Genomic DNA, 24,432 nt, shown 5'->3' on the forward strand with positions numbered 1-24,432 from the left:
CCTCATGAAATGTTAAGTGATAAAAGTTATTCGACGGTGAACGGCCCGATTCCTTTTGCAGAAATTACCGATTTCTCATTTTTTTCTTCAACAAACGTTTAATCAAATGTGAAGAAAGGTTACATTCTATGTGAATATTATAAAGAAATCGCCGGGGAATTTATAGAATATTTAAAAATTTAGTGAATATTAACCAAATGAACTGGAATTTTTGTCATTTCTCATAACAAAAAGCCCAAAATATTTTGGGCTTTTGCTGTGTTTCACTATCAAATTAATCATCACTGAGTTTATCTTTCGTTTTGCCGACACCCTTTTGCAGGCTGCCTTTCGCTTTGTCTTTTTTACCTTCCGCTTTTAAGTCGGACTTGTCTGCCATGTCGCCTGCTTTGTCCTTTGCTTCCCCTTTCATTTTGTTCATGCCGCCTTTTACTTTGTCTTTTAAACCGTTATCTTGACTCATAATATCTTCAGCTCCTTTTGTTGTTGTGTACTTGTGTTCTTCCCTCTCAGCCTGATAGCAAACATTTCAACTCTCAATTATTGATTTCACAGCGTTCCCCGTAGCGGAGCACTTTGTAAACAGCCAATCCGTCTGACAGCTTATTATCCCCGTATTGCACCGGCAGAAGAGCAAAGAAAACATAATAAGTTGAAAAATAGACAAATTGGTAAAAAAATAAGTTTGGCTCGAGGACATCTTTCATGATCAGCAGATTTACTAAAAAGATAGAAGCGATATTAAACAGACAGCCTCCGGAATAGACGAGCGCGCTCGTCAGACGGTTATCTATCCGCAATTCGCCGAACTTGCAGAAAGAATCTATGAAGTAGATACGCCGAACCTGAATCGGCCCTACTTTTAAAAGACGTTTCCCCATTCCGATATCCAATGACGCCTTGCCTCCGAACAGCATGGCCATAAAGCTGTGCCCCGACACATGGATGACAGACACCATCGGCAGAATGATGAGAAAAGATACGAAAAACTTTATCATATCATTAAATCCGAACAACAAATCCCCCCCTCGCATATGCTTTTTCTCTCTTTTTCGATTTTTCCGTTTTTTTCTATGATCAAACGTTATAATGTGCATAAAAAAATAACCATCTGCTGATCAGATGGTTAAGAAAATTATATATCGTATAAACACTGTTCTTTTTGAATGTTTTCTCTCATGCGAATCGCTTTTTCATAAAAATACGCCGCTTCTTTATATTGCTCATGTGCGCTTGTGTAAACGGCGGCCTCCAAGGCGAAATCTTCAATATACACATACAGCGATTTTTCATTCATATAGTCAAACACTTCATGGATTAACTCCATATTGAGCGACTCCAAATAAAGCGCTTGTAAAAACTTATACTTCTCTAAACTGAATCGATCGCCCCGTTCTTTCGCGATCATGACCCCTCTTTCATAATAGGTAAGGGCCGCTTGGTCATCATGCAGCCTGAAAAGGGTGTGCGTTAAGCTGAACAGCGCCTTCGGAAGCTGTTCAAGCTGATGCTCTTCAAAAACGGGAACCGCTTTTCTAAAGTACCGGGCCGCTTCATCCAGATCGCGCTTTTCAGAATAACAATTCCCCAGATTGTAAAGCGAAGACCCGATCAGGCGGGGCTGTCCTTCAAGCAAAGAAAGGCGGAGGGCTTCGTCTAAATGCTCAAGCGCTTTGTCGTAGTTTTTGCAGTCGATGTAGTTTCCTGAGATGACGAAATGGCATTGAATTCTCCGCACTCTGTAGAAATCGTGTTTCATATACGTATCCAGCGCTTGAATCCCGTGATTCATGGAAAAATGAGTCTGCTTCATGACATAAAACACTTCAGACATCTTGAAATGGAATTCCGCCCTCTCTATATCATCCTCGACAAATGAAAGGAGTTTTTCCGCTTTCCGGTAAAAAGAAATAGCCGCAACATAGTTATTGTGATCGAATTCATACATCCCTCTGAACAAATGGAAATAATACTCAGACAGTCCCGATATGCTGTCCGTGCTTTCGATCGTCTTTTGCAGCTCGCTGTACTGAATCTGTGATTGTTCGGTGCATTCCGGCTTGACGTAATCAAGCATAATATGATGGCGGTAGCTGATCAGCTGATAATATAACAGCAGCAGCTGGTCTTCCTCCATACGTTGTATATCCTCATCAATTTCCTCTTTCAGCTTTATGGCATCAGCCGCTTGAAACGCTAAAATGTGCTTGTACCATTTGTTGATCTTGACTCCAACTTGAGATGACGGAATCTCGTATGCGGTCATGCCCCTTTCACAACCTTTTCTAATTTCTATTGGTTATATTTTAACATATTGTATGGCTTTGGAATTGCATAACTTGATTGTCCTGCATCAAAATTCCTATCATATATTTCGGCTGTCACCGGTATTTTTTGAACAGACCGCTCTCATATTGTGAATAAAAAAGCCTGCCCTTGTCCGGGCAAGCTTTTCTTCATCCGCCTATATAAGACATTTCCACTTTCTTTTTCCCATCCGTTTTAGAAAGCGCGCGGTCAATTGAATACTGATCCGCGCGATTTCTCCAGACGGAAGCGATGGATTCCGTCAATTCATCATCGGTCAGACCGCCGCGCACGAGTTTCCGAACATCATAGCCGCTTGACGCAAACAGGCACGTAAACAGCTCGCCTCTCGCCGACAGGCGCGCTCTGTTGCAGGAGGCGCAGAATGCATCCGAGACGGAGGAAATCACGCCAATTTCGCCGGAACCGTCAAGATAGCGGAACCTGGAAGCGACCTCTCCTTTATAATTCGCTTCTATCGGCTCCGTCGGCATGTGCTGGTTGATCAAATCAATAATCTCTGCCTTCGTGATCACGTCTTTTTTATTCCATTGATTCGTATTGCCTACATCCATAAATTCAATAAACCGGAGAATATGACCCTTTTCTTTAAAATAGCGGGCCATCGGCAGGATATCTTTTTCATTGACGCCCTTTTGAACAACCATATTGATTTTCACACCGAGTCCGGCCGCTTTTGCCGCCTCAATGCCCTCAAGCACCTTGTTCACCGAAACCCCGCGGCCGTTAATGGCCTTAAACCGCTCATCCTCTAAAGAATCGAGGCTGACTGTCACGCGATGCAGCCCCGCCTGCTTCAGTTTTTCCGCATACACGGGAAGCAGAGAGCCGTTTGTCGTCATCGCGATATCTTTAAGTCCGGGGATTCGCGCAAGTTTTTTGATCAATTCAGGCATATCTTTTCTCATGAGCGGCTCTCCGCCCGTCAGCCTGATTTTTTCAACGCCGAAGCGGCCGACAAACAGCTTCGCAAGCCGCTCAAGCTCCTCGAAGGAGAGCAATTCCGTCTTTTGTAAAAATGGATAATCCGGTCCGAATAATTCGGCTGGCATACAGTACGTGCATCTGAAGTTGCAGCGGTCGGTTACAGAGATACGAAGATCCCTGAGCGGCCTTTCCCTTTTGTCTGTCACCCGGCGCGTTTCTGTATTCATAAGCCCAAGACCCCTTTCTATTGTTCAACCCGTTCAGGATGTGTGTATACGTTAAATGATCCGTTTCTGACAAAACCTATCGCGGTTATGTTCAGCTCTTCCGCCATTTGCAGCGCGAGCTCCGTCGGCGCCGATTTTGAAATGACAATCGACACGCCGATTTTTGCGGCTTTTAATAAAACCTCTGAGGAAATCCGGCCGCTGAAGACGATCAGCTTGTCACGGACGGGCATTCCGTTTTTCAAACAGCAGCCGTACAGCTTATCCAGCGCGTTGTGGCGCCCGATGTCCGTCCTCATGAAGAGCAGCTTTTCCGTATCGCACAGCGCCGCATTATGGACGCCGCCCGTTTCCCGGAAGGTGCCGCTCCCGCTTTGCATCTCCTTCATCAGGCGAAGGCACGTCTCAGGAGTTATGGTGATACGGCTGACGGCGGTTTTGGCCGTTTTCACATCCTGCTGAAAGTAAAAATGGCGGCCTTTCCCGCAGCATGAACCGATGACCCTCTTCGTATAGTCTTTTTGCTCAAGCACTCCGGGATTCGTCAGTTCAACATATGCAAACCCGAGACTTTCATCTATAGTAAAGCTTTTGATTTCTTTTTCAAAACGAATGACGCCTTCTGATGCGAGAAATCCGATGACGAGTTCCTCTAAATGGTCAGGCGTGCAGACGAGCGTAACAAATTCCTGCCCGTTCACCATGACGGTCAGCGGATACTCTGAAACCATCCGATCTGCCGTCTTTGTTAATACCCCTTTTTCATAGCGGTATATGTCTCTTACCGCTGTTGTTTTTTCATCCACTGTTTTCCCCTCCGCAGTATCCTTCTCTTTTATTCTTCCACAATCCCTGTATTTTGTCGAATTTGCGGTTTAAAAAAAGAGCCCCCTTAGGACTCTATGTTTCATTGCGATGATGTCTGCTCAGAATGGTGAATAAAATAACTGCGGCGATAATGGCCAATATACTGACGAATATGAAGGCGGCAAGCTTCAGAAAAATTCCCATCAGAACAAAAACGACTGCCGCCAGCACTAATATAATGCCTGCTCCTTTTAACAACAGCGTTCATCTCCTTTTATCCGTATCATTCCCGCGGTTCCGTTTTCTAAACAAAAAAGACGCCGCGCGGGCGTCCTTTTTTAACCTATTCTTTTGCTAAATCCTTTGCAGCGTCTTCCCAAGCCTGTTTGAACTCGTCCGCGCTGTCAGCTGAGACATATGTGCCGCCTCCCGCTTCCGCCGCTTTTTCAAGGCTTTCGCTTCCTTTCATGCCGAAGTTGAAGCCGATGATATTGACGATCGTGTTGACGTTCGCTTTACGGAGCTTTTGAATTTCGGCCTGAGGATTACCGCCGCATGTTTCTTCACCGTCTGTGATCAGATATACGACGTTTTTCCCCGTTGCGCCGGCCCGCTCAAATTCTTCACGCGTATCAGAGAGCGCTTTCGCAATTGGTGTCCAGCCGGTCGGTTTAATCTTGCTGAGTGATTGCTCAAATGGAGTCACGGCGTATGGCTGAAGGCCGTATAACGTTTCTGTCGCATTACATGATACGGCTTTGCCTGAGTTTTTATTATTGCCCTTATGCCCGAATACCCGAAGCATCAGATTCGTGTCTTCAGGAAGAACTTCCGCAAAAGAAGTGACAGACTCTTTCGCAACATCTATTTTACGCTCTCCCCCTGTTTTTTGTATCATGCTTCCGCTTGCGTCAAACAGCACGGCGACGTTTGTTTCTTCGTGCTTTTTCTCAGCTGCAAAAACAGGTGATCCGAGTGAAAGCGTTAAAAGTCCGACAATCCCCGCAGTGAACATTTTTTTCATTTCCTTCATTCCTCTCCGTTTGTTTTTGGCCGATGGGCCCCCGGCTCTTCTCTATGCTAGATGAGGAGTATGCAAAAAGATATAGGGCGGGATTCCTTTTGTATAAGCGGCTGTACGCCGTTAAAAATGAACAGAATTATGCGCATCATCCTAAAAAGATTGGATAAATGATGACAGATTTAATGCCTTTTTCGCCCTTTTTGTAATATAAGTCCGGAATCTGATTCTTTTTACAGTTTTCTCTTCATCTTTTCTTGAAATTTTTGTTAAATAAAAATAAAAAAAAGGGCCGATAAACGGCACCTTTTCTTATTCCGCTAATGAACTCGCTGCCATTGTAAAGATGCGGTTCATATCCTTTTGGCTGTGAGCTTCGTAATATTTTCCTCCGCCCGCTTTGGCAATCTCGTGAAGCTGGCCGTTGAAGCCTTCCTTAAAGTCAAAGCCGATCACGTTGACTTTAATATGCTGTTTGCGGAGTTCTTTCGCTGTCTTAACAGGATCTCCTCCGCATGTCTCCTCGCCGTCCGTCAACAGGAAAACGGATTTACTGCCAAGTTTGTGCAAACCGGTAAAGGAAGCCTTCGCATCCTCTAATGCTTTTGCAATCGGTGTCCAGCCCGTAGGCCCGATTCCGTTAAGAGAGTTAAGGAAGCTCTGTCTGTCAAACCTTTGGAATCCGTACACACCGCGAATGGATTCACAAGATTGAACCTTTCCGGAGTTTTTATTATTGCCTTCCGAACCGAAAACCGTCATTCTGACCTGTGATTTAGATTTAATTTGATCCGCAAAACGGACAATTTCTTCTTTTGCCATGTTGTATTTAGAAACACCGTCAATCCGTTTTGCCATACTGCCGCTCGCATCAAGTAAAATGGCGGTATTGTTTTTAAATGAAAGAGTCTTCTCGTTTGCATTCTCGGCAGCAAAAGCAGGAGATGCAGCAGTCAGCATCAATCCGAGCATGAGTATGAGTGAAAATGTTTTTTTCATTGCTTTTTCCCCTTTTCAATAGATTTACGTTCAACGCCGAACAATATTTATCGTAAATGAGATGAAAAGGGAAATAAATAGGACGGCGTTCCTCATTATTTTTGCGTATATTCACATAGAAGCGGCATTTTTATCAGTGATTTACACCCGGCGCTCAGCCTTCAATCGGCATTTGTCAGCCTTTAGGCTTTCGTTATATGAGTCTGTTGGTTGCTTTACCGTTTATGGAATAGTTTTCAAAAAAAACAGACGCTCATGAAAGCGTCTATTTTTTCGCCATATATTTGTTTAAAAATGGATCTGCTTCGGAAATGTCCACTCCCTGATAATAATGCTTGACGATGTCCGCCACGGATTTCCCCTGCTTCGCCATGTAATTGGCCCCGTACTGACTCATCCCGACGCCGTGGCCGAATCCTTTTGTCGTAATGGTGATGCTGCCGCCGTTTCGTTTCCATTCAAAGTCGGCAGAACGGAGTCCGAGTTTTTCCCGGATGTCTCTTCCCTTCAGCTTTTTACCGTTGATGACGGCCGTCGCCACTTGATGGCCCGGCGTTCTGGCTGTAATCTGTCCCACGGTGTTTTGTCCCGAGAGCTGTACGCCGAGCTTTTGCTGAAACTCCGGCACACTGAAGGTCTGGGTGGCGAGATATTTCGGCGATTGTTTATCCCACGGACTTTTCACGCTCTTTAAATAAGGAATGGCGCTTGTCCAATAGGCTTCCGCATTTTCCGTATACCCGTTGCTCGTAGAGAAGAAAGATGCCTCAATCGGCTTGTTATCGTACGTTAAAATCTTTCCTTGCGTGCCGGCGACCGCGTTTGTGATTTTCTTGAGGTTGTGTGCGTACTTAGAACCCCATTCTTTTTTCAGCTGGCTTTTGCTTTGATAGACTTGGAACATTTGCGTATCATCCACCAGTGATCCTTTCGGCGCCTGAACGGCTGAGTCAGCGACCATCAGTCTGACGATGAATGTCCGGGCGGCGAGCGCCTGGGCTTTTAAGGCCTCCGGTTTAAAGTTTGCGGGCATTTCGGAAGCCACGACACCGACCACGTACTCTTCAAGCGGAATGTTTTCTACAGAATGATTGGATGTCCGATAAACCGGAATGGATACAGGTGATTCTTTCAATGTTTCTGCTCCTTTTGTTTCTCGTGTGGTGTGTGCTGTTTTGTGTCCGGGCTCTCTGTTTACGGCTGCGCCTTTTTCTGCCTGAAACGGAAGGACGAGAATGGTGGGGACTAGAAGAATAAGTATACACAGCCCGGATAGTAGAAATACAATCGGTTTCATATATCAGCTGCCTCCTGCTTGGGATTCGACTCTACTTCATCTTATGGGCAGGGACAAGCTAATATGACTTCCTTTTGGACAGAATCTTTATTCCATTTTTCAATCGAAAAACGTATTCTTTTTTGGAAATCAGAGCATAATAATGATGATAAACCATAAAAAAACAGTATGCCAGATTGACATACTGTTTTTACAGCCATTATGCGTTTAGGTCAGTTACGACTTCTTTGCTTTCTTGTTCAGCGGCCGTTTCATCAACGACACGCTCGATGTCAGCGCCGAGAGCCGCAAGTTTTTGATGGAAATTCACATAACCGCGATCCAAGTGCTTCAGTTCCGTGACGCGTGTATGACCTTCAGCCACTAATCCCGCAAGAATCAGCGCCGCGCCCGCACGCAGGTCCGTAGCGGCAACTTCTGCGCCTTGCAGCTGTACAGGACCGTTAATGATCACAGAACGTCCTTCAATTTTAATGTCGCCATTCATCCGGCGGAATTCTTCAGCATGCATAAAACGGTTTTCAAACACAGTTTCAGTAATCATGCTTGTTCCGCTCGCACGGAGAAGCAGCGCCATCATTTGCGACTGCATATCAGTCGGGAATCCTGGGTGAGGCATCGTTTTAATGTCGATCGGCTTCAGCTGGGCAGGACCGATGACACGAAGGCCTTCTCCTTCATCCGTAATTTTGACTCCCATTTCTTCCATCTTCGCAATTAAAGACGTAAGATGCTCAGGAACCGCACCTTTGACTAATACATTTCCTTCCGTGATAGCCGCAGCCACCATGAAAGTACCCGCTTCAATACGGTCAGGAATGATGTTGTGTCTTACGCCGTGAAGCTTCTCGACACCTTCAATTTTAATGGTGCCTGTGCCGGCTCCGCGGATTTTTCCGCCCATCGCATTGATATAGTTCGCTAAGTCAACGATTTCAGGCTCTTTTGCCACGTTTTCAAGCGTTGTTGTTCCTTCAGCTAAAGCAGCTGCCATAATCAAGTTTTCTGTCGCACCCACACTTGGGAAATCTAAATAGATTTTTGCGCCCTGCAGACGGCCTTCCACTTCTGCTTCAATAAAGCCGTTGCCTACTTTGATTTTTGCACCCATTGCTTCAAAGCCTTTTAAATGCTGATCAATCGGTCTTGAGCCGATTGCGCAGCCGCCCGGAAGCGCTACTCTTGAATGACCCGTACGGGCTAACAGAGGGCCCATAACAAGCACTGACGCGCGCATTTTACGCACATATTCAAAAGGTGCTTCTGTTTCTAAAGCGTAAGAAGCGTTTACGGTAACTTCATTATTCTCAAAATGCACATCTGCTCCTAAATGACGCAACACTTCGTTGATTGTATATACATCGGAGAGCGTAGGTACATCACATATTACGCTTTTTTCTTCACTTGCTAATAAAGATGCAGCGATAACTGGTAAAACGGCATTTTTTGCTCCTTCAACTTTCACTGTGCCGTTTAACTTCTGACCGCCGCGGACGATGATTTTTTCCAAGGTATTCCCCTCCGCGTCCCTATATTCTCTATATTAATATTCAGACGTCACGATTGGTGTGCCAACCGTAACGGTATGTTTTTCGCCCATTCCCGCACTTCTAAGCGCAACTTGCACATTCATCTTATGTTTCGATGTCATGATGTAATCTGTCCACTTATATGTAAATGCAGAAACAGAAACGAAATGAGGCTCAACTACATGTTCAACTGGACTTGCTTCAAATTCTTTCATGAGCTGTTCTGCTTTTTTTTGCAAAACAATACTCATATTATCATTTAAATGACCCTTTAGACAAGTAAAAATAAATACTTTATTTTGAAATATGTCATGTGCCTGCCGTTCAAACTGTTCATATGTATCATTCCAGTTTTCCGGTTGCTCCGGGCTCATTTGCTCATATAATAAATACGAAGTTGGGTTCTGGTTTTTGAGGGTAGTGACGAGCTGCAGTTTAAAAGTTGTGTGATTTTTTTTGTCAGAATACGTGCCGACGGCCTTTACGATTTTATCTTCCCGCGCGGATTCCCAATGATATTGCGGATACTGCGTCTTCAGTTCTTTTACCTTGTCATCAAATTCACTCAGTGACAGGTTCAGATTTTTTTTCGCATGAAGCGTCCATTCATCTACAGTGACCTGCTGCCGCTCCATTCCTTCGGCAATCTGGGCAAGCGGAGACAGCTCACTTGCATGAATGGAATGAAATACCGCTATTAAGGCGCTTAAAAAAACAAAAAACAAGATGATGCGGCCTGCTCTTTTTTTCTTCATATCGATCTCTCCCCCTTACTCCCATTTTTGCCGGAGCCGGGGAAAGCAATACATGGAAAACTTCGTCAAAACTCGCCAAGCGGGTGAAGAAAAATTGGTTTCTCACCCAGCGATTCCCTTCATTTTAACAAACGAAACATCTTAAAATAAGTATGGAAGCTGTTTCGAATAGGTAAGATAATCTAAAAAGAAGTCAGCGACTGCCGTACCGATCGCAATGGTAAGAAGAATGATCAGCAGCCTCGCCTGCACTATTTTTCCTTTTCGGATCAGCGGATCAAAGTTGACGGCCTGAAGCGCCCACCATGTCACCGCAATGCATACCAGGTGAACCAGGATGCTGATTGCGGCCTGCTGCCCCAATACATTCACAAATTCCATCTCCTTTCATTTTTTCCGCCCCTCATATCCTCTCTTATTATATAAGAAGAAGAGAGAAAGATGATCATTTTTACATCAGAATTTTTATCCAAAATTAGGGGCAATCCCCGCTTAAATGTCCGTTCTCCGGCATGATATACTTTTTTGGAAAGGAGATGGGAATATGAATCATTCCTTTTTTCACCCGGAAAAGCAGTATGGAGAAACACTTCCCGTATTTGACCACGAGTGGGAAGCGATAGCATTCTACTATGATTATAGACAGTCTCAAACAGAGGAACTGAAAGAATTATGTCAGTTTTTCAACATTTCTCTTGATTATTCACCCGGCAGCCTGCTGGAAGTGGAAGCTCTTTACTTCCGCAGCATACAAGAGCTGCTTTTGGCGGATTGGAACCTGCCGATTGACGAATTTGAGAAAATGCTCAGCGTGTATGTCATCGATTGCGCCATCAGACACCATGACGATGCCGAATGGGTCGTCAAACCTTATCCGTATACGGACGGCGCTTATACGACGGGTGTGCGGAGAGGAAACAAAACGTGGCACACCGACAACTGCTGCGAACATTTATATCTGCAAAAAGAAGAGGATCATCCGCTTATCGGCGTCTATGAATCTCTTATGCGTTAATATAGAAAAAGAATCCTTCTCAGACAGCCGAGAAGGATTCTTTTTTAGTTTCCTGCAACATCCAATCTGTTTACAGCCCGCTGTAGCGCAAGCTCAGCCCGACGAATGTCAGTATCATCTGATCGTTTGTTCAAACGGTCTTCCGCCCGCTTTTTCGCAGCAAGGGCGCGCTCTTTATCAATGCTTTCCGCTGTTTCAGCGGCTTGTGCAAGGATAGTGACCTGATCAGGACGGACTTCTAAAAATCCGCCGCTGACAGCCGCCAATTCGGTCTGTCCGTCTTTTTTAAGGCGGACAGCGCCGATTTTAAGCGGAGCCACGGTCGGAATATGGCCAGGCAAGATACCGAGATCACCGCTCTCGGCTCTTACACTTACCATTTCAATATCAGCATCATATACTGGGCCGTCGGGAGTAACGATATTGACTTTAACGGTCTTCATGCTTTTACCCTCCTAGGACCAGATTAAACTTCTACACCCATCTCTTTTGCATTCTCAATGACTTCTTCAATGCGTCCCACAAGACGGAATGCATCTTCCGGAAGATGGTCATATTTACCGGAAAGGATTTCTTTAAAGCCTCGTACCGTTTCTTTAACAGGCACGTAAGAACCCTTTTGTCCCGTAAACTGCTCAGCTACGTGGAAGTTTTGAGAAAGGAAGAACTGGATACGGCGTGCGCGGTGAACGACAAGCTTGTCTTCTTCACCTAATTCATCCATACCGAGAATCGCGATAATATCCTGAAGTTCTTTGTAACGCTGAAGCGTTGACTGGACTTCACGCGCCACCGCATAATGCTCTTCTCCGACAATTTCCGGAGCAAGTGCGCGGGAAGTGGAAGCCAGCGGATCAACCGCAGGGTAGATACCCATTTCAGTTAATTTACGCTCAAGGTTAGTCGTCGCATCCAAGTGAGCGAACGTTGTCGCCGGAGCCGGGTCAGTATAGTCATCGGCAGGCACGTAGATCGCCTGGATAGATGTAACTGAACCAACGTTTGTAGACGTAATACGCTCTTGAAGCTGACCCATTTCTGTCGCAAGCGTCGGCTGATAACCAACCGCAGAAGGCATACGGCCGAGAAGCGCGGAAACCTCTGAACCCGCTTGTGTGAAACGGAAAATGTTATCGATAAAGAACAGTACGTCCTGTCCTTGTTTATCACGGAAATGCTCAGCCATTGTAAGACCCGTCAGTGCTACACGCATACGTGCGCCCGGCGGCTCGTTCATTTGTCCGAAGACCATGGCTGTTTTCTTGATAACGCCTGAATCGCTCATTTCGTAGAAAAGGTCGTTCCCTTCACGAGTACGCTCTCCTACACCGGCGAATACGGAAATACCGCCGTGCTCTTGCGCGATGTTGTTGATTAATTCCTGGATTAATACGGTTTTACCTACGCCGGCGCCGCCGAACAATCCGATTTTACCGCCCTTGATGTAAGGAGCGAGCAGGTCAACAACCTTAATTCCCGTTTCAAGAATTTCAACCTCAGTTGAAAGCTCATCGAATGAAGGAGCTGATCTGTGGATCGGGTCCTTTTGAGCATCCGCAGGCAGCGGTTCATTTAAATCAATTTTATCTCCCAGTACGTTAAATACGCGTCCGAGAGTCACATCACCGACAGGAACGGAAATCGGCGCACCTGTATCAACAGCTTCCATTCCGCGCTGAATTCCGTCCGTAGATGCCATGGCAATTGTACGGACTGTATCATCGCCTAAATGAAGAGCAACCTCTAGCGTTAGGTCGATGCCTACTTCATTTTCGCCTGTAGCTGGCTGTGAAACTTTAATCGCATTATAAATCGCAGGCAAGTGGCCGTCCTCGAAACGTACGTCGACAACCGGTCCAAGCACCTGACTTACGCGTCCTTTCTTCATCGCTATCCCTCCTGACAAAATCTTTCTATTCTAAAGCGGCTGCACCGCCGACAATTTCGGTAATTTCTTGTGTAATCGCCGCTTGACGCGCGCGGTTATATGAAAGCGAAAGTGAATCAATGAGTTCTTTCGCATTATCAGTCGCATTTTTCATTGCTGTCATTCTCGCAGCGTGTTCACTTGCTTTACTGTCAAGAAGCGCGCCGTAAATTAAGCTTTCCGCATATTGAGGAAGCAGCACTTCGAGCACCTCTTCTTCATCCGGTTCAAACTCGTAAGAAGCCGTGCGCTTCCCGCCGCTCGTTCCGAAATCCGTTAAAGGCAGCACTTTTTTCTCCGTCACTTCCTGTGAAATCGCACTGACGAAATGGTTATACACCAAATGCAGTTCATCAAAAGCGCCGTCGATAAACATTTGAACCGTCTGACGGGTCAAATCTTTAATCTGAGCAAAAGTGACCTCGTCGCCAAGCCCCACTAACTCAGACAAAATCGGCATTTCCCGTTTTTTGAAGAAATCGCGGCCGACTCTGCCGATTGCAATCACCGTGTATTCATCTTTAGACTGATGGCGTTCTTGAATGGTGCGGTAAGCGTTTCGCAAAACCGAACTGTTAAACGCACCCGCAAGCCCGCGGTCAGACGTAATGACGAGATACGCCGTCTTTTTCACTTCTCTTGAGACAAGCATCGGGTGTTTCGCGTTTTTCGCGCCTTTTCCGACGTTAAACACAACCTCCTGGATCTTATCCATATACGGAGCAAATGACTTCGCGTTGGTTTCCGCACGGTTCAGCTTCGCAGCGGATACCATCTGCATGGCTTTTGTAATCTGGCTTGTTTTTTTCGTTGACGTGATCCTTGACTTAATATCGCGTAATGAGGCCAAAGATTTCACCACCTTTATTCTTCATTTGCGTAAAAAGAGAGAAAAAGAGAACCTTTTTCTCTCATCTTCTAAGGGTTAGTTGCTTGGTGCAAATGTGCGTTTGAAGCCTTCGATTGCAGCTTTGAAGTCTTCATCAGCAGGAAGGTTTCCTGTTTTCGCAATGCCGTCAAGCAGATCTTTATGGTTTTGATCAAGGTACATGTAGTACTCTTCTTCAAAACGTCTGATATCCGCAACCGGAATATCATCAAGATATCCTTTTGTCAGCGCATAAAGAATGGCTACCTGTTTTTCAACCGGAAGCGGTTTATTCAAGTCTTGCTTCAGCACTTCAACTGTACGCGCACCGCGGTTCAGTTTCGCCTGAGTCGCCTGGTCAAGATCAGATCCGAATTGGGCGAACGCTTCAAGTTCACGGTATGAAGCCAGGTCAAGACGCAATGTTCCCGCTACCTTTTTCATCGCTTTGATTTGGGCTGATCCGCCGACACGGGAAACGGATAATCCGGCATTGATCGCAGGACGCACGCCTGAGAAGAATAGGTCGGATTGAAGGAAAATCTGTCCGTCAGTAATGGAAATGACGTTTGTCGGGATATAAGCGGAGATATCTCCTGCTTGTGTTTCGACGAACGGCAGCGCCGTAATTGATCCTGCACCTTTTGCGTCACTCAGCTTGGCTGCGCGCTCAAGCAGACGGGAGTGAAGATAGAATACATCCCCAGGGAATGCTTCACGGCCCGGCGGACGGCGAAGAAGCAATGACAGCTCACGGTAAGCGGCCGCTTGTTTGGATAAATCATCATATACGACGAGAACGTGCTTGCCGTTGTACATGAATTCTTCACCCATTGTCACCCCTGCATACGGTGCAAGGTACAGAAGCGGAGCCGGCTGTGAAGCGGACGCCGTCACGACAATCGTGTAATCAAGCGCGCCATGTTTACGAAGTGTTTCCACTACGCCGCGCACTGTAGATTCTTTCTGGCCGATCGCTACGTACACACAGATCATGTCTTGATCTTTTTGGTTTAAGATTGTATCAATCGCAACAGATGTTTTACCTGTCTGACGGTCACCGATAATCAGCTCACGCTGTCCGCGGCCGATCGGAATTAACGCGTCGATCGCTTTGATACCCGTTTGCAGCGGCTCATGTACCGATTTACGGTCCATTACGCCTGGAGCCTGGCTTTCGATCGGACGTGTTTTGCTTGTCAGAATCGGACCCAGTCCGTCTACCGGCTGTCCGAGCGGGTTGACGATACGTCCGATTAATTCTTCACCTACAGGAACTTCCATGATGCGGCCCGTTCTTTTGACCTCATCACCTTCACGGATATCTCTGTAAGGTCCTAAGATAACGATACCTACGTTGGATTCTTCAAGGTTTTGAGCCATACCCAAAACGCCGTTTGAAAACTCAACAAGTTCACCGGCCATACAATTGTCAAGGCCGTGCACACGCGCAATACCGTCTCCGACTTGGATGACTGTACCTACGTCATGAACTTCAATTTCAGATTGGTAATTTTGAATTTGCTGCTTTATCAGCGTGCTAATCTCTTCAGCTTTGATGCTCACTTAGGTTTCACCCCTTCTATCGATTTCCTCCGGCAAGTTGACGTTCCATGCGCTCAAGCTTTCCGCTTACGCTTCCGTCATAAATCCGGTTTCCAATGCGGACTTTAATGCCGCCTATTAAATCCGTCTGCACTTCATTTCTGATTCTGAGCGAAGCGATTCCGGCTTTTTTTGCAAACACTTGAGACAATGATAACATTTCCGCTTCTGACAGCGGTTTTACTGAATAAACAACCGCGTCCTCTGTCTGACGGGCCTGATTGGCAAGTTTGATAAACTCGTCTGTGAGATCAGGCACAATCGAAGACCGGCGGCGGTCAATCAGAAGAAAAATCGTATGCAGCACAGACTCAGACAGTGCGCCGAACGATTGCTGAATCAGCTCTTTTTTCTTAGCGGCCGATACCTTCGGATGGCTTAACACTTCCTGTAATCCGGCTTCGTTCCGGAACACTTCTTTTAGTACGGTAAGCTCTTCTTCGATTTCATTGATTTGAGAAGTCTCAACGGCAATGTCGAAAAGCGCTGACGCGTATCGTTTAGAGACAGCAGATCCACTCATCGGCTTTCTCCTACCTCTTTAAGATAGTCCTGAATCAGTTGTTCCTGGGCTTGTTCATCAAGCTCTTTTTCAATCACTTTCGATGCGATTAAGACAGAAAGTGATGCGACTTGCTCGCGAAGTGCGGAAACCGCTTGTTCTTTTTCTTTGACAATTTCGGTTCTCGCCGCTTCTTTCAATCTTTCAGACTCGGCGCGTGCAGCCTGGATAATGTCTTCCTTCTGCTTTTCACCCAATTTTTTCGCATTTTCAATGAGTGATTGTGATTCCTGTTTCGCTTCTTTTAAAAGAACGCGCTGCTCTTCAATCAGCTTCTGCGCTTCTTTATTTCTTTCTTCAGCGGACGTAATTTCGCCGGCGATATGATCTTCACGCTGTTTCATTATATTTAATAGCGGTCCAAGAGCGAATTTCTTGAGAAGCGCTAATAAAACTAGCATAGCTAACAATTGGAATAGGATATCTCCGCCGTTAAACGACAGTCCTAATTCAAGAGGTAATTGAGACATCTACTACGGCAACTCCCTTCTGCAGGTTTTCTCTGCTGATAAAAAGCCGTTTCGGGACGGCCTGCTTATCAGACATAAAGCAATGGCGAAGGTTCTCTTAGAGTGATCTTCGCCATTTTTAGTTCATATAAGGCTTTTTTGCTTAGCCAAAGAACGCTAAGAACGCGATAACGACAGCGATAATCGGAAGGGCCTCAACCAATGCGATACCCATGAACATAAGAGTTCTAAGTTCTTTTCCTGCTTCCGGCTGACGGGCAATTCCCTCTACCGTACGTGAAACGATCAGACCGTTACCAATACCTGCACCAAGTGCACCTAAACCGATTGCAATTGCAGCTGCTATTAAATTCATGAAAAAGTTCCTCCTTTAAAATGTTATCCGAATGGATATATGATTTTAATGATCATGACTGATTTTGTGTGACATGTACACCATCGTCAGCATCGTAAAGATAAATGCCTGGATGGTACCGATGAACAAGCTGAATGCCTGCCATGCAAGCATCGGAAGAATGGCTCCGACTGTGCCGACCAAACCGAGAAAGAAGCTGTTTGAGTAGAAATTCGTCGCCAGATTCGCAAGCAGGCCAAGAAGAATTTCCCCGGCGAAAATGTTACCGTAAAGACGAAGTCCGAGTGTCAGCGTATTCGCAAACTCCTCAATGATCTTCATCGGGAACATAAGCGGAACCGGTCTGAGGTAATCCTTAGAGTATTCCTTCAAACCTTTCATCTTCACGCCGTAATAGTGCGTTAACGACACAACCATAACGGCTAGAGTCAGAGTAATAGCCGGATCGGCCGTCGGTGATTTCCACCAAAGCTCGTGTCCGACCGTTACAGAAAACGGCAGCCCCAGCATATTTGATACAAATATGTACATCAGCAAGGTTACACCAAGCGCCAAGAAGTTAGCCCCTGTTTTTAAATCCATTGTACTGCCTATAATATTGCGGACAAAATCAACAATCCATTCCATGAAGTTCTGGGCTTTTCCCGGACGGATGGACAGCGTTCTCGTAGTGAGAATCGCAATCAGCAGCACAATCACACTTGCCACAGTAATCATCAGAATGTTTGTCAGATTAAAAGTAAGACCAAACAAATCAATAGTTCTGTAATCGTGATTCAATGGGTTTTCACCTCTCTTCCATTGATGAACGTTTGAGCTGAATAATGGAATCTATCATAATGACGGGATAAATTGTCATTAATCCAATAATCACACTTGCCACACTGACTTTATCGGGATATTTAAAGGCGACAGCCATCGCAAGTATCGCATTGCACCAACGCGCTGCGCTCCCGAGTGATCGTATGGACTTTCCTTTCGCCACGGCCTTGTCAAAAGCATTCATTCTTCTGGTCAAGAGCCACAAATTAAACAAACTGAAAACAGTTCCCAAAAAGAGGCCTAAAAAAACAGTTTTATACGCCGTAAGACCATATCCCAGCAAATAGATTGCTAAGATTACAAATACATATCTCCGTTGTCTGCTGAATGTAAGATTGGGATCGTCCATCAACTATCTGTCTCCTGATGAAAATGTAATATAATTCCTGGATACGGCAAAACATGCGGTTAACCCTTTGCAGAAGGCCTTTTTTTGTCCCGCAAAACGGCCTGTTCGAAAAAACCACTCATCCTCCTGATGCCACGGGATGCTGTTTCATTCGCTTAGATAAATCCTCATATAACGGGTTTTTTGGAGGATTTAAAATGAGGATGGATACTAGAAATGAAAGGAATGAAAACCTTCTCATAATACCCTCGTTTAGCATACAATAGCCCCTAACATGTGTCAATCTGTTTAAAGTTAAAAAACTTTTTATACCGCAAGCATACACAGAATGTTCACAATTTCACCTATAAATGTATGAACTCTGCCCATTCAGCAAATATCTGGATAAAAAAAGAAAACCCCTGAATGAGGTTTTCCGATTTATTTGGTTCCGTACAGTCTGTCACCCGCGTCACCGAGGCCCGGAACGATATAGCCTTTTTCATTCAGTTTTTCATCAAGGGCGGCGATATAAATATCAACGTCAGAATGATGTTTCAGCAGCTCTTCCACGCCTTCCGGAGCCGCTACAAGACACATAAAACGAATGTTTCTCGCGCCGCGCTTTTTCAGGCTGTTGATCGCTTCCACCGCAGAGCCTCCCGTAGCAAGCATCGGATCCACGACAATAAATTCGCGTTCTTCTACATCAGAAGGAAGCTTGACATAGTATTCCACCGGTTTTAAGGTTTCCGGATCACGGTATAATCCGACATGTCCCACTTTAGCGGCCGGGATTAATTTCAGCATGCCGTCAACCATTCCGAGACCCGCTCTCAGGATCGGCACGATACCGAGTTTCTTCCCTGAAATCACTTTGGATGTCGCTGTTTGAACAGGTGTTTTCACTTCCACTTCTTTAAGAGGAAGATCACGTGTAATTTCAAACGCCATCAGTGATGCGACTTCGTCCACAAGGTCTCTGAAATCCTTTGTGCCTGTATTTTCATTCCGAATATATGTCAGCTTATGCTGGATTAAAGGATGATCAAATACGTAAACCTTTCCCATACTGTGTTCAGCTCCTTTTTTGTTGTCCGAGTGACTTTTTCACACTTCTATTGATTCTACAGAAAAAGACAAACAGTTTCAAGAAAATCATAAAAAAACCCGCCGGATTAAGGTTCCGGCGGGTTTCTTCCTTATTAATAGTCCAGTTCTTTATATAAAGGAAACTTTTCAGTCAGGGCAGATACGCGCTGTCTCGCTTCTTCAAGTTTTGCTTCGTCTTCATGATGTTTCAGCGCGAGGCCGATGATGGCGCCGACTTCTTCAAGCGCGTCACCGTCAAAGCCGCGGCTTGTCACAGCTGCCGTACCGAGACGGATTCCGCTTGTGACGAACGGTTTTTCCGGATCGTAAGGGATCGCGTTTTTATTAGATGTAATGCCGATTTCATCAAGAACGTGTTCAGCGACTTTTCCGGTCAGTCCGAGAGAACGGAGGTCGACAAGCACAAGGTGGTTATCCGTTCCGCCTGATACGAGCTGAATGCCCTCTTTGTTCAGAGACTCAGCCAGGCGCTTCGCGTTCGAGATGACGTTTTGCGCATACGTTTTGAAATCATCTTTAAGCACTTCTCCGAAAGAAACGGCTTTGGCCGCGATGACATGCATAAGCGGTCCGCCTTGGATTCCCGGGAAAATGGATTTATCAATCTTTTTGCCGAACTCTTCACGGCAAAGGATCATTCCTCCGCGGGGGCCGCGAAGTGTTTTGTGAGTCGTTGTCGTTACAAAGTCAGCGTAAGGAACCGGATTCGGATGAAGACCGGCTGCGACAAGACCCGCGATATGCGCCATGTCTACCATGAAGTAAGCGCCGACTTCATCAGCGATTTCGCGGAATTTTTTAAAGTCGATCGTGCGGGGGTACGCGCTCGCTCCGGCAACGATGAGTTTCGGCTTATGCGCCAGCGCTTTTTCACGCACATCTTCATAATCTATATATTGCGTGTCTTTATCGACACCGTATTCTACAAAGTTGTATTGAACGCCGCTGAAATTAACCGGGCTTCCGTGTGTTAAGTGGCCGCCGTGGGAGAGGTTCATCCCGAGCACCGTGTCGCCGTGCTCTAAAATCGTGAAGTAAACAGCCATGTTCGCTTGAGCGCCTGAGTGCGGCTGAACGTTTACATGCTCAGCTCCGAAAATCTCTTTCGCGCGGTCGCGGGCGATGTCCTCAACGACATCAACATGCTCACAGCCGCCGTAGTAGCGTTTGCCTGGGTAGCCTTCAGCATATTTGTTTGTTAAAACAGAGCCTTGTGCTTCCATTACCGCTTCCGTCACGAAGTTTTCAGAAGCAATTAATTCGATCTTAGTCTGTTGACGCTTACGCTCATCTTTGATGGCGTTAAACACTTGTTTGTCTTGTACAGGTAAATGTTTCATCAGCGAGATCCTCTCCTATCCGTTTCCTGTTCTTTATTTTTACCACCCTTATTGTACATGGTTTTTCAGGTGAATGTAACAGCTTATTTAAAAAAATCACAAAATTTAATTAGAAAACACGAACATTATACAGGAAAAGCATTTTCATCATTCGCATTCATAAACGGCGCGAATTCCGCCTATCAGCTTCGGCCTTGTCCGGGCCATCGTCACATGTGCTTCTCCAAGCTCACGACTTGATATCCGGACAGGGACGGCAACGGGTTTCAGATGCATGCCGATGAACGTATCGCCGATGTCAATCCCGGCATCAGCCTGAATCGATTCGGCGAGCACGGGAGAACGCATCTGCCGGTATGCATAAGAGGCCATTGCTCCGCCCGCTTTCGGGACGGGGACGGCTGAAACAATGGGGAGCCTGAACCGCTCGGCCGTTTCCGCTTCAATGACAAGCGCCCTGTTTAAATGCTCGCAGCATTGAAAAGCAAGATGTACACCCGTTTTTTCCTTAAACCGGTTAAGTCCGCCGTATATCAATTCAGCCCAATCCCCGCTTCCGGCGGTGCCGATCCGGCTTCCGGCGGCTTCACTTGTACTGCACCCGATCACCAGCAGACTGCCGTCCGTCAGTCCTGCCTGCTCTTGAAACTCAGTCAGCATGTCCGTCCATTTTTGCTTCATCTCTTCCATTGTCCAGCACCTCTTACAGATTTTTTTCTTCGTAATCTGCGATTTTGCCGATCCGCCGTTCGTGGCGGCCGCCCGTAAATTCAGTCGTCAGCCAGACTTTTGCGATTTCGCGCGCCAGCCCCGGGCCGATGACGCGTTCGCCCATCGCAAGAACATTCGTGTCATTGTGTTCACGCGTCGCTTTTGCGCTGAAGGTGTCATGGGCAAGCGCACAGCGTATGCCCTTTACCTTATTTGCGGAGATGCTCATGCCGATGCCTGTGCCGCAAATTAAAATTCCCCTGTCAGCTTCGCCGTTCACCACTTTTTCCGCTACCGGAAAAGCGTAGTCTGAATAATCGACAGAGCCGGCGCCGCATTCACAGCCCATATCAATGTATTCAATCTGCAATTCATCCAAAAGACTTTTTATTTCTTCGCGGATATGGACGCCGCCGTGATCTGACGCAATAGCTACTTTCATTCATTTACCTCCTAGGTGTGGCTGGGCGAAGACAGCCCAGTGTGCTTGTCCTTTTTATTACGAAATCCGTTGATTTCATTCTACTCTTTCACATTCGTTTTGCAAATGACCTGTTTGCAGATTTTCTGACAGATTACTTGCTTTTTCCGTCAAGCAATTGATCAGCCAAAAGGGTCAGCAGCTCCTCCAGTTCGTCCCGCGTCTGTTTATAAACATCAAGCGGACCGCCGAACGGGTCAGAGATATCGCCGTTTTCCCCCGTTACGTATTCTTTAATGGTAAAGACTTTGCCCTGACTGTTTTGATATCGGCCTTCAATCAGCTGTTTGTGCTGTTCCGTCATCGCCAGCACCAGATCAGCCGTCTCGATATGTTCTTCCGATAAGGGAGATGAACTGTGATTGAGAGCGATCCGTTTTTCAAACAGCGCTTCCACGGCATGGGCCGACGCTTTTCCGTTCGGAGACGCGAATACGCCGGCCGAACTTACGCTGACGTCCAGCCCTTTCGTTTCTGCAATGGATTTAAAAAGAGCCTCAGCCATAGGACTGCGGCACGTATTGCCTGTACACACAAAGATTATTTTCATGTCCGTCACCTCTTACTGCCTATTATAAATGAAGAAAAAAGAAACGGCATCTTCGTTTCTTTTTTTACGTATCTTATATCGGTAAAAGCAGTTTCAACCCGAACCCGATCAAAATGGCTCCGCCAAGCGCTTCGCTGTAGGAGCCGAGCCACGACTGCACCTTTCTTCCCGCCAAAAGGCCCGCCCATGTTAAAACGGTGCTGAAGACCCCGAACAGCGTAACGGCCAGAAACGGATTGGAACCGTTCATCCCGAGACTGAGCCCGACAGAAAAGCTGTCCAGACTGACACCGACCGCAAACAGCAACAGTCCCGAACCTGCCGGAGATATGAGCGGCCCGTCTGATTGTTTAAACGCGGCGATGATCATCTGCACCCCTAAAATGAAAAGAAGAGATCCGCCGATGTAAACGGCGAGCATCCCCAGAAAACCGGACAGCAGATGCCCGGCCGCCATTCCCGCAAGCGGCATCATGACATGAAACAGCCCGATGACAACCCCTATATGAAAAATCTGTTTTTTCTTCAGCTGAATCATTCCCATTCCGAGCCCGACGGAAAAGGCATCCGTCCCCAAAGCAAATGCCATGATGCTTAAGGAGACAAGTTCCCCGATGAATAGATTCGACATGAAATAAAAACCCCCTTGGACGTGCCCGCTTGTTTAGCTTATGCATGTCCGATAAGGGGTAGAACAAGTTAATGGATAACGGTGCCGCCTGCGGCTTTCATCAGCCTGTTCATAATGGCGAGCCCCACTCCGGTATCCGGAAAGGACTCAGAAATAATCATGTCCACTTCCGCTTCATCAAAGCTGCGGAGCGCATCGTATAAGGCGGACGCCACTGTTTCAAGGTCGGCGCGTCTGCCGCAGACCTTGATATAATCAGCCTGGTAACTATCGGCGTTCTCTTCTGTTGTCAAAATGCCGATTCGTTTTCCCCGGCTTTTATATACGTCTGCCAGTTCTTGAATTCTCCGGGCGCCGCCGTCGGCAATAGCCATCGGCGCAGAAGGCGCGTAATGTGTATATTTCATACCGGGAGAAATAGGAACCTCATCTTCTTCGGTCAGCCCTTTATCCACAAGAACCGGACCGGCGGCGGATTCAATCTGCTCTTTTGTCACGCCGCCCGGACGAAGCAGCACGGGCTGTTTCCCCGTACAGGACAGAACGGTTGATTCCACTCCGATTCCCGTCGCGCCGCCGTCCACAATGCCGGCAATGCGGCCGTTTAAATCATGGGCTACATGCTCGGCCTTCGTCGGGCTCGGTTTTCCTGATAAATTGGCGCTCGGAGCGGCGATCGGCAGTCCGGCCGAGCTGATGAGGGCTAATGCTACCGGATGATCAGGCATTCTGACCGCTACCGTCTCAAGTCCCGCGGTGACACGGGGTGACAGCACACCGGGCTTACACGGCAGAACAAGGGTCAGCGCCCCCGGCCAGAATAGCTTCATCAGCTTTTTCGCCGTCTCAGGAATATGGCTGATAAAACGATCAAGCTGGCTGATATGGGATATATGCACAATCAGCGGGTTATCGCTCGGCCTTCCTTTCGCCTCATATATTTTCGTTACGGCTTCCGTATTTTCAGCGTTAGCGCCCAGTCCGTAAACGGTTTCTGTCGGAAAAGCCACAACCTCATTCTGCCGGAGCAATTCCGCGGCTTGTGTAATCTGGGGATCGGTTGTGGATAATTCTGCGGAACAATCCACAAACCATCTTCTTGTTTTCATGTATAACCAAACTCCTTATTTTAAAGCGGTAAAACTTTATTTTCTCTCGTGTATTCCTTTTGAAAGTATAAAAGATGTCCTTTAATAAAACAAGTGTTATCCACAAACTGTGGACAACACTTTTTAATAAGTGGATAACCTTGTGTATAAGTTAGATCAGGCAGAGGTTTTCACCATTAAAAACGAACCTTCTGTGCATAACGAGTTGCGGAAATGTTCGGACGTATACAGTTCATCAGGCGCATCGGCGCACGCTTCAAATCCCATCACATTCAGAAACTCAGCAGATGAGGGCTGATTGGCGACTAAGTAGACATCTTGAATCTCATGTTTTTTGCACAGCACATCCATACTTTGAAACAGTGTAACGATATGGCTTTGATTCAGCCTGTCCGACATGACGAGTGAACGGAGAAGCCCTTTTCCGCCGCTGAATTTTTCGATCCCGAGACAGGCGGCAATCATTTTTTCGCTGTCTTCCAGTACGATAAACCGGCTGGTCTGCTGATCGATTTCCGCATGTGCCGTATCAGCCTTTTTCAAAAAGGCCTCCAGCGCCTCCGTATCTTGATCTCTTGCCACTCTCAGCTGATAAAACATATATTTCCCTCCGTTTCGATCAACTCTTTCTTCCAATCTATGAATCGAATCCGGA

30 protein-coding genes are annotated in these 24,432 nt (G+C 46.4%); 1 reads left to right on the forward strand and 29 read right to left on the reverse strand.

Going from position 1 to position 24,432, the window contains the following annotated elements; all coding sequences use genetic code 11:
* Window positions 1-274 precede the first annotated feature (274 nt).
* The 12 genes from NYE68_RS19550 to NYE68_RS19605 all read right to left on the reverse strand — a co-directional run bounded on the left by NYE68_RS19550 (window position 275) and on the right by NYE68_RS19605 (window position 10,262).
* Window positions 275-463, reverse strand: a complete 189-nt coding sequence (locus NYE68_RS19550) for a CsbD family protein (RefSeq protein ID WP_015418407.1) — start codon at window positions 461-463, stop codon at window positions 275-277.
* A gap of 73 nt (window positions 464-536) precedes the next feature.
* Entirely contained in the window at window positions 537-1,016 is a 480-nt protein-coding gene (locus NYE68_RS19555) for a hypothetical protein (protein ID WP_025285407.1), read from the reverse strand.
* A gap of 119 nt (window positions 1,017-1,135) precedes the next feature.
* The gene (locus NYE68_RS19560) at window positions 1,136-2,266 is read right to left on the reverse strand and encodes a tetratricopeptide repeat protein (RefSeq protein ID WP_094032558.1); all 1,131 of its coding nucleotides are present in this window, start codon (window positions 2,264-2,266) and stop codon (window positions 1,136-1,138) included.
* A 190-nt stretch (window positions 2,267-2,456) separates the two neighbouring features.
* Window positions 2,457-3,482: a GTP 3',8-cyclase MoaA gene (gene moaA / locus NYE68_RS19565; protein ID WP_039253519.1), complete on the reverse strand. Its 1,026-nt coding sequence runs from the start codon at window positions 3,480-3,482 to the stop codon at window positions 2,457-2,459.
* Between the two features lie 17 nt (window positions 3,483-3,499).
* Window positions 3,500-4,288 (reverse strand): formate dehydrogenase accessory sulfurtransferase FdhD, encoded by a 789-nt coding sequence (gene fdhD / locus NYE68_RS19570; protein ID WP_017418742.1) that lies wholly within the window; start codon window positions 4,286-4,288, stop codon window positions 3,500-3,502.
* A 94-nt stretch (window positions 4,289-4,382) separates the two neighbouring features.
* Complete coding sequence (locus NYE68_RS19575; RefSeq protein ID WP_007407587.1) at window positions 4,383-4,547, reverse strand: hypothetical protein; 165 nt, start codon at window positions 4,545-4,547, stop codon at window positions 4,383-4,385.
* A gap of 85 nt (window positions 4,548-4,632) precedes the next feature.
* On the reverse strand, window positions 4,633-5,313 hold the full coding sequence (locus NYE68_RS19580) for a VWA domain-containing protein (RefSeq protein ID WP_012118657.1): 681 nt from the start codon (window positions 5,311-5,313) through the stop codon (window positions 4,633-4,635).
* A gap of 309 nt (window positions 5,314-5,622) precedes the next feature.
* Complete coding sequence (locus tag NYE68_RS19585; protein WP_007407590.1) at window positions 5,623-6,309, reverse strand: VWA domain-containing protein; 687 nt, start codon at window positions 6,307-6,309, stop codon at window positions 5,623-5,625.
* Window positions 6,310-6,574: 265 nt separating this feature from the next.
* Window positions 6,575-7,606 carry a stage II sporulation protein D gene (spoIID, locus tag NYE68_RS19590; RefSeq protein WP_021494814.1) on the reverse strand — a complete coding sequence of 344 codons (1,032 nt, stop codon included), beginning with the start codon at window positions 7,604-7,606 and terminating at the stop codon, window positions 6,575-6,577.
* A gap of 199 nt (window positions 7,607-7,805) precedes the next feature.
* Window positions 7,806-9,116: a UDP-N-acetylglucosamine 1-carboxyvinyltransferase gene (gene murA / locus NYE68_RS19595; RefSeq protein WP_007614362.1), complete on the reverse strand. Its 1,311-nt coding sequence runs from the start codon at window positions 9,114-9,116 to the stop codon at window positions 7,806-7,808.
* A gap of 33 nt (window positions 9,117-9,149) precedes the next feature.
* A complete protein-coding gene (locus tag NYE68_RS19600) occupies window positions 9,150-9,890 on the reverse strand; it encodes a YwmB family TATA-box binding protein (RefSeq protein ID WP_324636325.1) in 741 nt (246 codons plus the stop codon).
* 141 nt (window positions 9,891-10,031) lie between these two features.
* Window positions 10,032-10,262, reverse strand: coding sequence for a DUF1146 family protein (locus NYE68_RS19605; RefSeq protein ID WP_007614366.1), 231 nt, complete (start codon window positions 10,260-10,262; stop codon window positions 10,032-10,034).
* A 172-nt stretch (window positions 10,263-10,434) separates the two neighbouring features.
* Here NYE68_RS19605 and NYE68_RS19610 point away from each other — a divergent pair, with 172 nt between their 5' ends.
* On the forward strand, window positions 10,435-10,905 hold the full coding sequence (locus NYE68_RS19610) for a hypothetical protein (protein WP_061860952.1): 471 nt from the start codon (window positions 10,435-10,437) through the stop codon (window positions 10,903-10,905).
* Window positions 10,906-10,949: 44 nt separating this feature from the next.
* Here NYE68_RS19610 and NYE68_RS19615 read toward each other — a convergent pair whose 3' ends face one another.
* The 17 genes from NYE68_RS19615 to NYE68_RS19695 all read right to left on the reverse strand — a co-directional run bounded on the left by NYE68_RS19615 (window position 10,950) and on the right by NYE68_RS19695 (window position 24,377).
* The gene (locus tag NYE68_RS19615) at window positions 10,950-11,348 is read right to left on the reverse strand and encodes a F0F1 ATP synthase subunit epsilon (RefSeq protein WP_003151176.1); all 399 of its coding nucleotides are present in this window, start codon (window positions 11,346-11,348) and stop codon (window positions 10,950-10,952) included.
* A 23-nt stretch (window positions 11,349-11,371) separates the two neighbouring features.
* On the reverse strand, window positions 11,372-12,793 hold the full coding sequence (gene atpD, locus NYE68_RS19620) for a F0F1 ATP synthase subunit beta (protein ID WP_003151173.1): 1,422 nt from the start codon (window positions 12,791-12,793) through the stop codon (window positions 11,372-11,374).
* 25 nt (window positions 12,794-12,818) lie between these two features.
* Entirely contained in the window at window positions 12,819-13,682 is an 864-nt protein-coding gene (gene atpG / locus NYE68_RS19625) for an ATP synthase F1 subunit gamma (protein ID WP_003151172.1), read from the reverse strand.
* 75 nt (window positions 13,683-13,757) lie between these two features.
* The gene (gene atpA, locus NYE68_RS19630; protein WP_003151170.1) at window positions 13,758-15,266 is read right to left on the reverse strand and encodes a F0F1 ATP synthase subunit alpha; all 1,509 of its coding nucleotides are present in this window, start codon (window positions 15,264-15,266) and stop codon (window positions 13,758-13,760) included.
* Between the two features lie 16 nt (window positions 15,267-15,282).
* Window positions 15,283-15,828 (reverse strand): F0F1 ATP synthase subunit delta, encoded by a 546-nt coding sequence (locus NYE68_RS19635; protein ID WP_003151169.1) that lies wholly within the window; start codon window positions 15,826-15,828, stop codon window positions 15,283-15,285.
* Window positions 15,825-16,337, reverse strand: coding sequence for a F0F1 ATP synthase subunit B (gene atpF, locus NYE68_RS19640; protein WP_003151168.1), 513 nt, complete (start codon window positions 16,335-16,337; stop codon window positions 15,825-15,827). The genes NYE68_RS19635 and atpF overlap by 4 nt, the downstream gene beginning before the upstream one ends.
* A 142-nt stretch (window positions 16,338-16,479) precedes the next feature.
* Window positions 16,480-16,692, reverse strand: coding sequence for a F0F1 ATP synthase subunit C (gene atpE / locus NYE68_RS19645; protein ID WP_003151167.1), 213 nt, complete (start codon window positions 16,690-16,692; stop codon window positions 16,480-16,482).
* A 45-nt stretch (window positions 16,693-16,737) separates the two neighbouring features.
* Window positions 16,738-17,472, reverse strand: coding sequence for a F0F1 ATP synthase subunit A (gene atpB / locus NYE68_RS19650; RefSeq protein WP_014419099.1), 735 nt, complete (start codon window positions 17,470-17,472; stop codon window positions 16,738-16,740).
* Window positions 17,473-17,479: 7 nt separating this feature from the next.
* On the reverse strand, window positions 17,480-17,863 hold the full coding sequence (gene atpI / locus NYE68_RS19655) for an ATP synthase subunit I (protein WP_003151155.1): 384 nt from the start codon (window positions 17,861-17,863) through the stop codon (window positions 17,480-17,482).
* Window positions 17,864-18,283: 420 nt separating this feature from the next.
* On the reverse strand, window positions 18,284-18,913 hold the full coding sequence (upp, locus tag NYE68_RS19660; RefSeq protein WP_015418415.1) for a uracil phosphoribosyltransferase: 630 nt from the start codon (window positions 18,911-18,913) through the stop codon (window positions 18,284-18,286).
* 134 nt (window positions 18,914-19,047) lie between these two features.
* Entirely contained in the window at window positions 19,048-20,295 is a 1,248-nt protein-coding gene (gene glyA, locus NYE68_RS19665) for a serine hydroxymethyltransferase (RefSeq protein WP_324636324.1), read from the reverse strand.
* A 147-nt stretch (window positions 20,296-20,442) separates the two neighbouring features.
* Complete coding sequence (locus tag NYE68_RS19670) at window positions 20,443-20,985, reverse strand: TIGR01440 family protein (protein ID WP_007407598.1); 543 nt, start codon at window positions 20,983-20,985, stop codon at window positions 20,443-20,445.
* 13 nt (window positions 20,986-20,998) lie between these two features.
* Window positions 20,999-21,448 carry a ribose 5-phosphate isomerase B gene (gene rpiB, locus NYE68_RS19675; protein ID WP_003151149.1) on the reverse strand — a complete coding sequence of 150 codons (450 nt, stop codon included), beginning with the start codon at window positions 21,446-21,448 and terminating at the stop codon, window positions 20,999-21,001.
* Window positions 21,449-21,581: 133 nt separating this feature from the next.
* A complete protein-coding gene (locus NYE68_RS19680) occupies window positions 21,582-22,037 on the reverse strand; it encodes a low molecular weight protein arginine phosphatase (RefSeq protein WP_007407600.1) in 456 nt (151 codons plus the stop codon).
* Between the two features lie 73 nt (window positions 22,038-22,110).
* Complete coding sequence (locus tag NYE68_RS19685; RefSeq protein ID WP_015418417.1) at window positions 22,111-22,668, reverse strand: manganese efflux pump MntP family protein; 558 nt, start codon at window positions 22,666-22,668, stop codon at window positions 22,111-22,113.
* Between the two features lie 68 nt (window positions 22,669-22,736).
* The gene (locus NYE68_RS19690; RefSeq protein ID WP_015418418.1) at window positions 22,737-23,777 is read right to left on the reverse strand and encodes an L-threonylcarbamoyladenylate synthase; all 1,041 of its coding nucleotides are present in this window, start codon (window positions 23,775-23,777) and stop codon (window positions 22,737-22,739) included.
* A 156-nt stretch (window positions 23,778-23,933) separates the two neighbouring features.
* On the reverse strand, window positions 23,934-24,377 hold the full coding sequence (locus NYE68_RS19695) for a hypothetical protein (RefSeq protein ID WP_015418419.1): 444 nt from the start codon (window positions 24,375-24,377) through the stop codon (window positions 23,934-23,936).
* Window positions 24,378-24,432 lie beyond the last annotated feature (55 nt).

Origin of the sequence: Bacillus sp. FSL R5-0447 (assembly GCF_038606125.1) — a bacterium.
Lineage (GTDB): Bacteria > Bacillota > Bacilli > Bacillales > Bacillaceae > Bacillus > Bacillus velezensis.

Excerpts from the sequence above, each read along its gene's own strand:
- NYE68_RS19580 (WP_012118657.1), bottom strand. The coding sequence starts at position 5,313 with ATGAAAAAAATGTTCACTGCGGGGATTGTCGGACTTTTAACGCTTTCA.
- atpD (WP_003151173.1), bottom strand. The coding sequence starts at position 12,793 with ATGAAGAAAGGACGCGTAAGTCAGGTGCTTGGACCGGTTGTCGACGTA.
- NYE68_RS19585 (WP_007407590.1), bottom strand. The coding sequence starts at position 6,309 with ATGAAAAAAACATTTTCACTCATACTCATGCTCGGATTGATGCTGACT.
- NYE68_RS19600 (WP_324636325.1), bottom strand. The coding sequence starts at position 9,890 with ATGAAGAAAAAAAGAGCAGGCCGCATCATCTTGTTTTTTGTTTTTTTA.
- NYE68_RS19615 (WP_003151176.1), bottom strand. The coding sequence starts at position 11,348 with ATGAAGACCGTTAAAGTCAATATCGTTACTCCCGACGGCCCAGTATAT.
- atpF (WP_003151168.1), bottom strand. The coding sequence starts at position 16,337 with ATGTCTCAATTACCTCTTGAATTAGGACTGTCGTTTAACGGCGGAGAT.
- rpiB (WP_003151149.1), bottom strand. The coding sequence starts at position 21,448 with ATGAAAGTAGCTATTGCGTCAGATCACGGCGGCGTCCATATCCGCGAA.
- NYE68_RS19560 (WP_094032558.1), bottom strand. The coding sequence starts at position 2,266 with ATGACCGCATACGAGATTCCGTCATCTCAAGTTGGAGTCAAGATCAAC.
- upp (WP_015418415.1), bottom strand. The coding sequence starts at position 18,913 with ATGGGAAAGGTTTACGTATTTGATCATCCTTTAATCCAGCATAAGCTG.
- NYE68_RS19685 (WP_015418417.1), bottom strand. The coding sequence starts at position 22,668 with ATGTCGAATCTATTCATCGGGGAACTTGTCTCCTTAAGCATCATGGCA.
- NYE68_RS19695 (WP_015418419.1), bottom strand. The coding sequence starts at position 24,377 with ATGTTTTATCAGCTGAGAGTGGCAAGAGATCAAGATACGGAGGCGCTG.
- NYE68_RS19680 (WP_007407600.1), bottom strand. The coding sequence starts at position 22,037 with ATGAAAATAATCTTTGTGTGTACAGGCAATACGTGCCGCAGTCCTATG.
- NYE68_RS19670 (WP_007407598.1), bottom strand. The coding sequence starts at position 20,985 with ATGGAAGAGATGAAGCAAAAATGGACGGACATGCTGACTGAGTTTCAA.
- spoIID (WP_021494814.1), bottom strand. The coding sequence starts at position 7,606 with ATGAAACCGATTGTATTTCTACTATCCGGGCTGTGTATACTTATTCTT.
- NYE68_RS19550 (WP_015418407.1), bottom strand. The coding sequence starts at position 463 with ATGAGTCAAGATAACGGTTTAAAAGACAAAGTAAAAGGCGGCATGAAC.
- NYE68_RS19635 (WP_003151169.1), bottom strand. The coding sequence starts at position 15,828 with ATGAGTGGATCTGCTGTCTCTAAACGATACGCGTCAGCGCTTTTCGAC.
- NYE68_RS19610 (WP_061860952.1), top strand. The coding sequence starts at position 10,435 with ATGAATCATTCCTTTTTTCACCCGGAAAAGCAGTATGGAGAAACACTT.
- NYE68_RS19690 (WP_015418418.1), bottom strand. The coding sequence starts at position 23,777 with ATGAAAACAAGAAGATGGTTTGTGGATTGTTCCGCAGAATTATCCACA.
- glyA (WP_324636324.1), bottom strand. The coding sequence starts at position 20,295 with ATGAAACATTTACCTGTACAAGACAAACAAGTGTTTAACGCCATCAAA.
- moaA (WP_039253519.1), bottom strand. The coding sequence starts at position 3,482 with ATGAATACAGAAACGCGCCGGGTGACAGACAAAAGGGAAAGGCCGCTC.
- atpI (WP_003151155.1), bottom strand. The coding sequence starts at position 17,863 with ATGGACGATCCCAATCTTACATTCAGCAGACAACGGAGATATGTATTT.
- atpE (WP_003151167.1), bottom strand. The coding sequence starts at position 16,692 with ATGAATTTAATAGCAGCTGCAATTGCAATCGGTTTAGGTGCACTTGGT.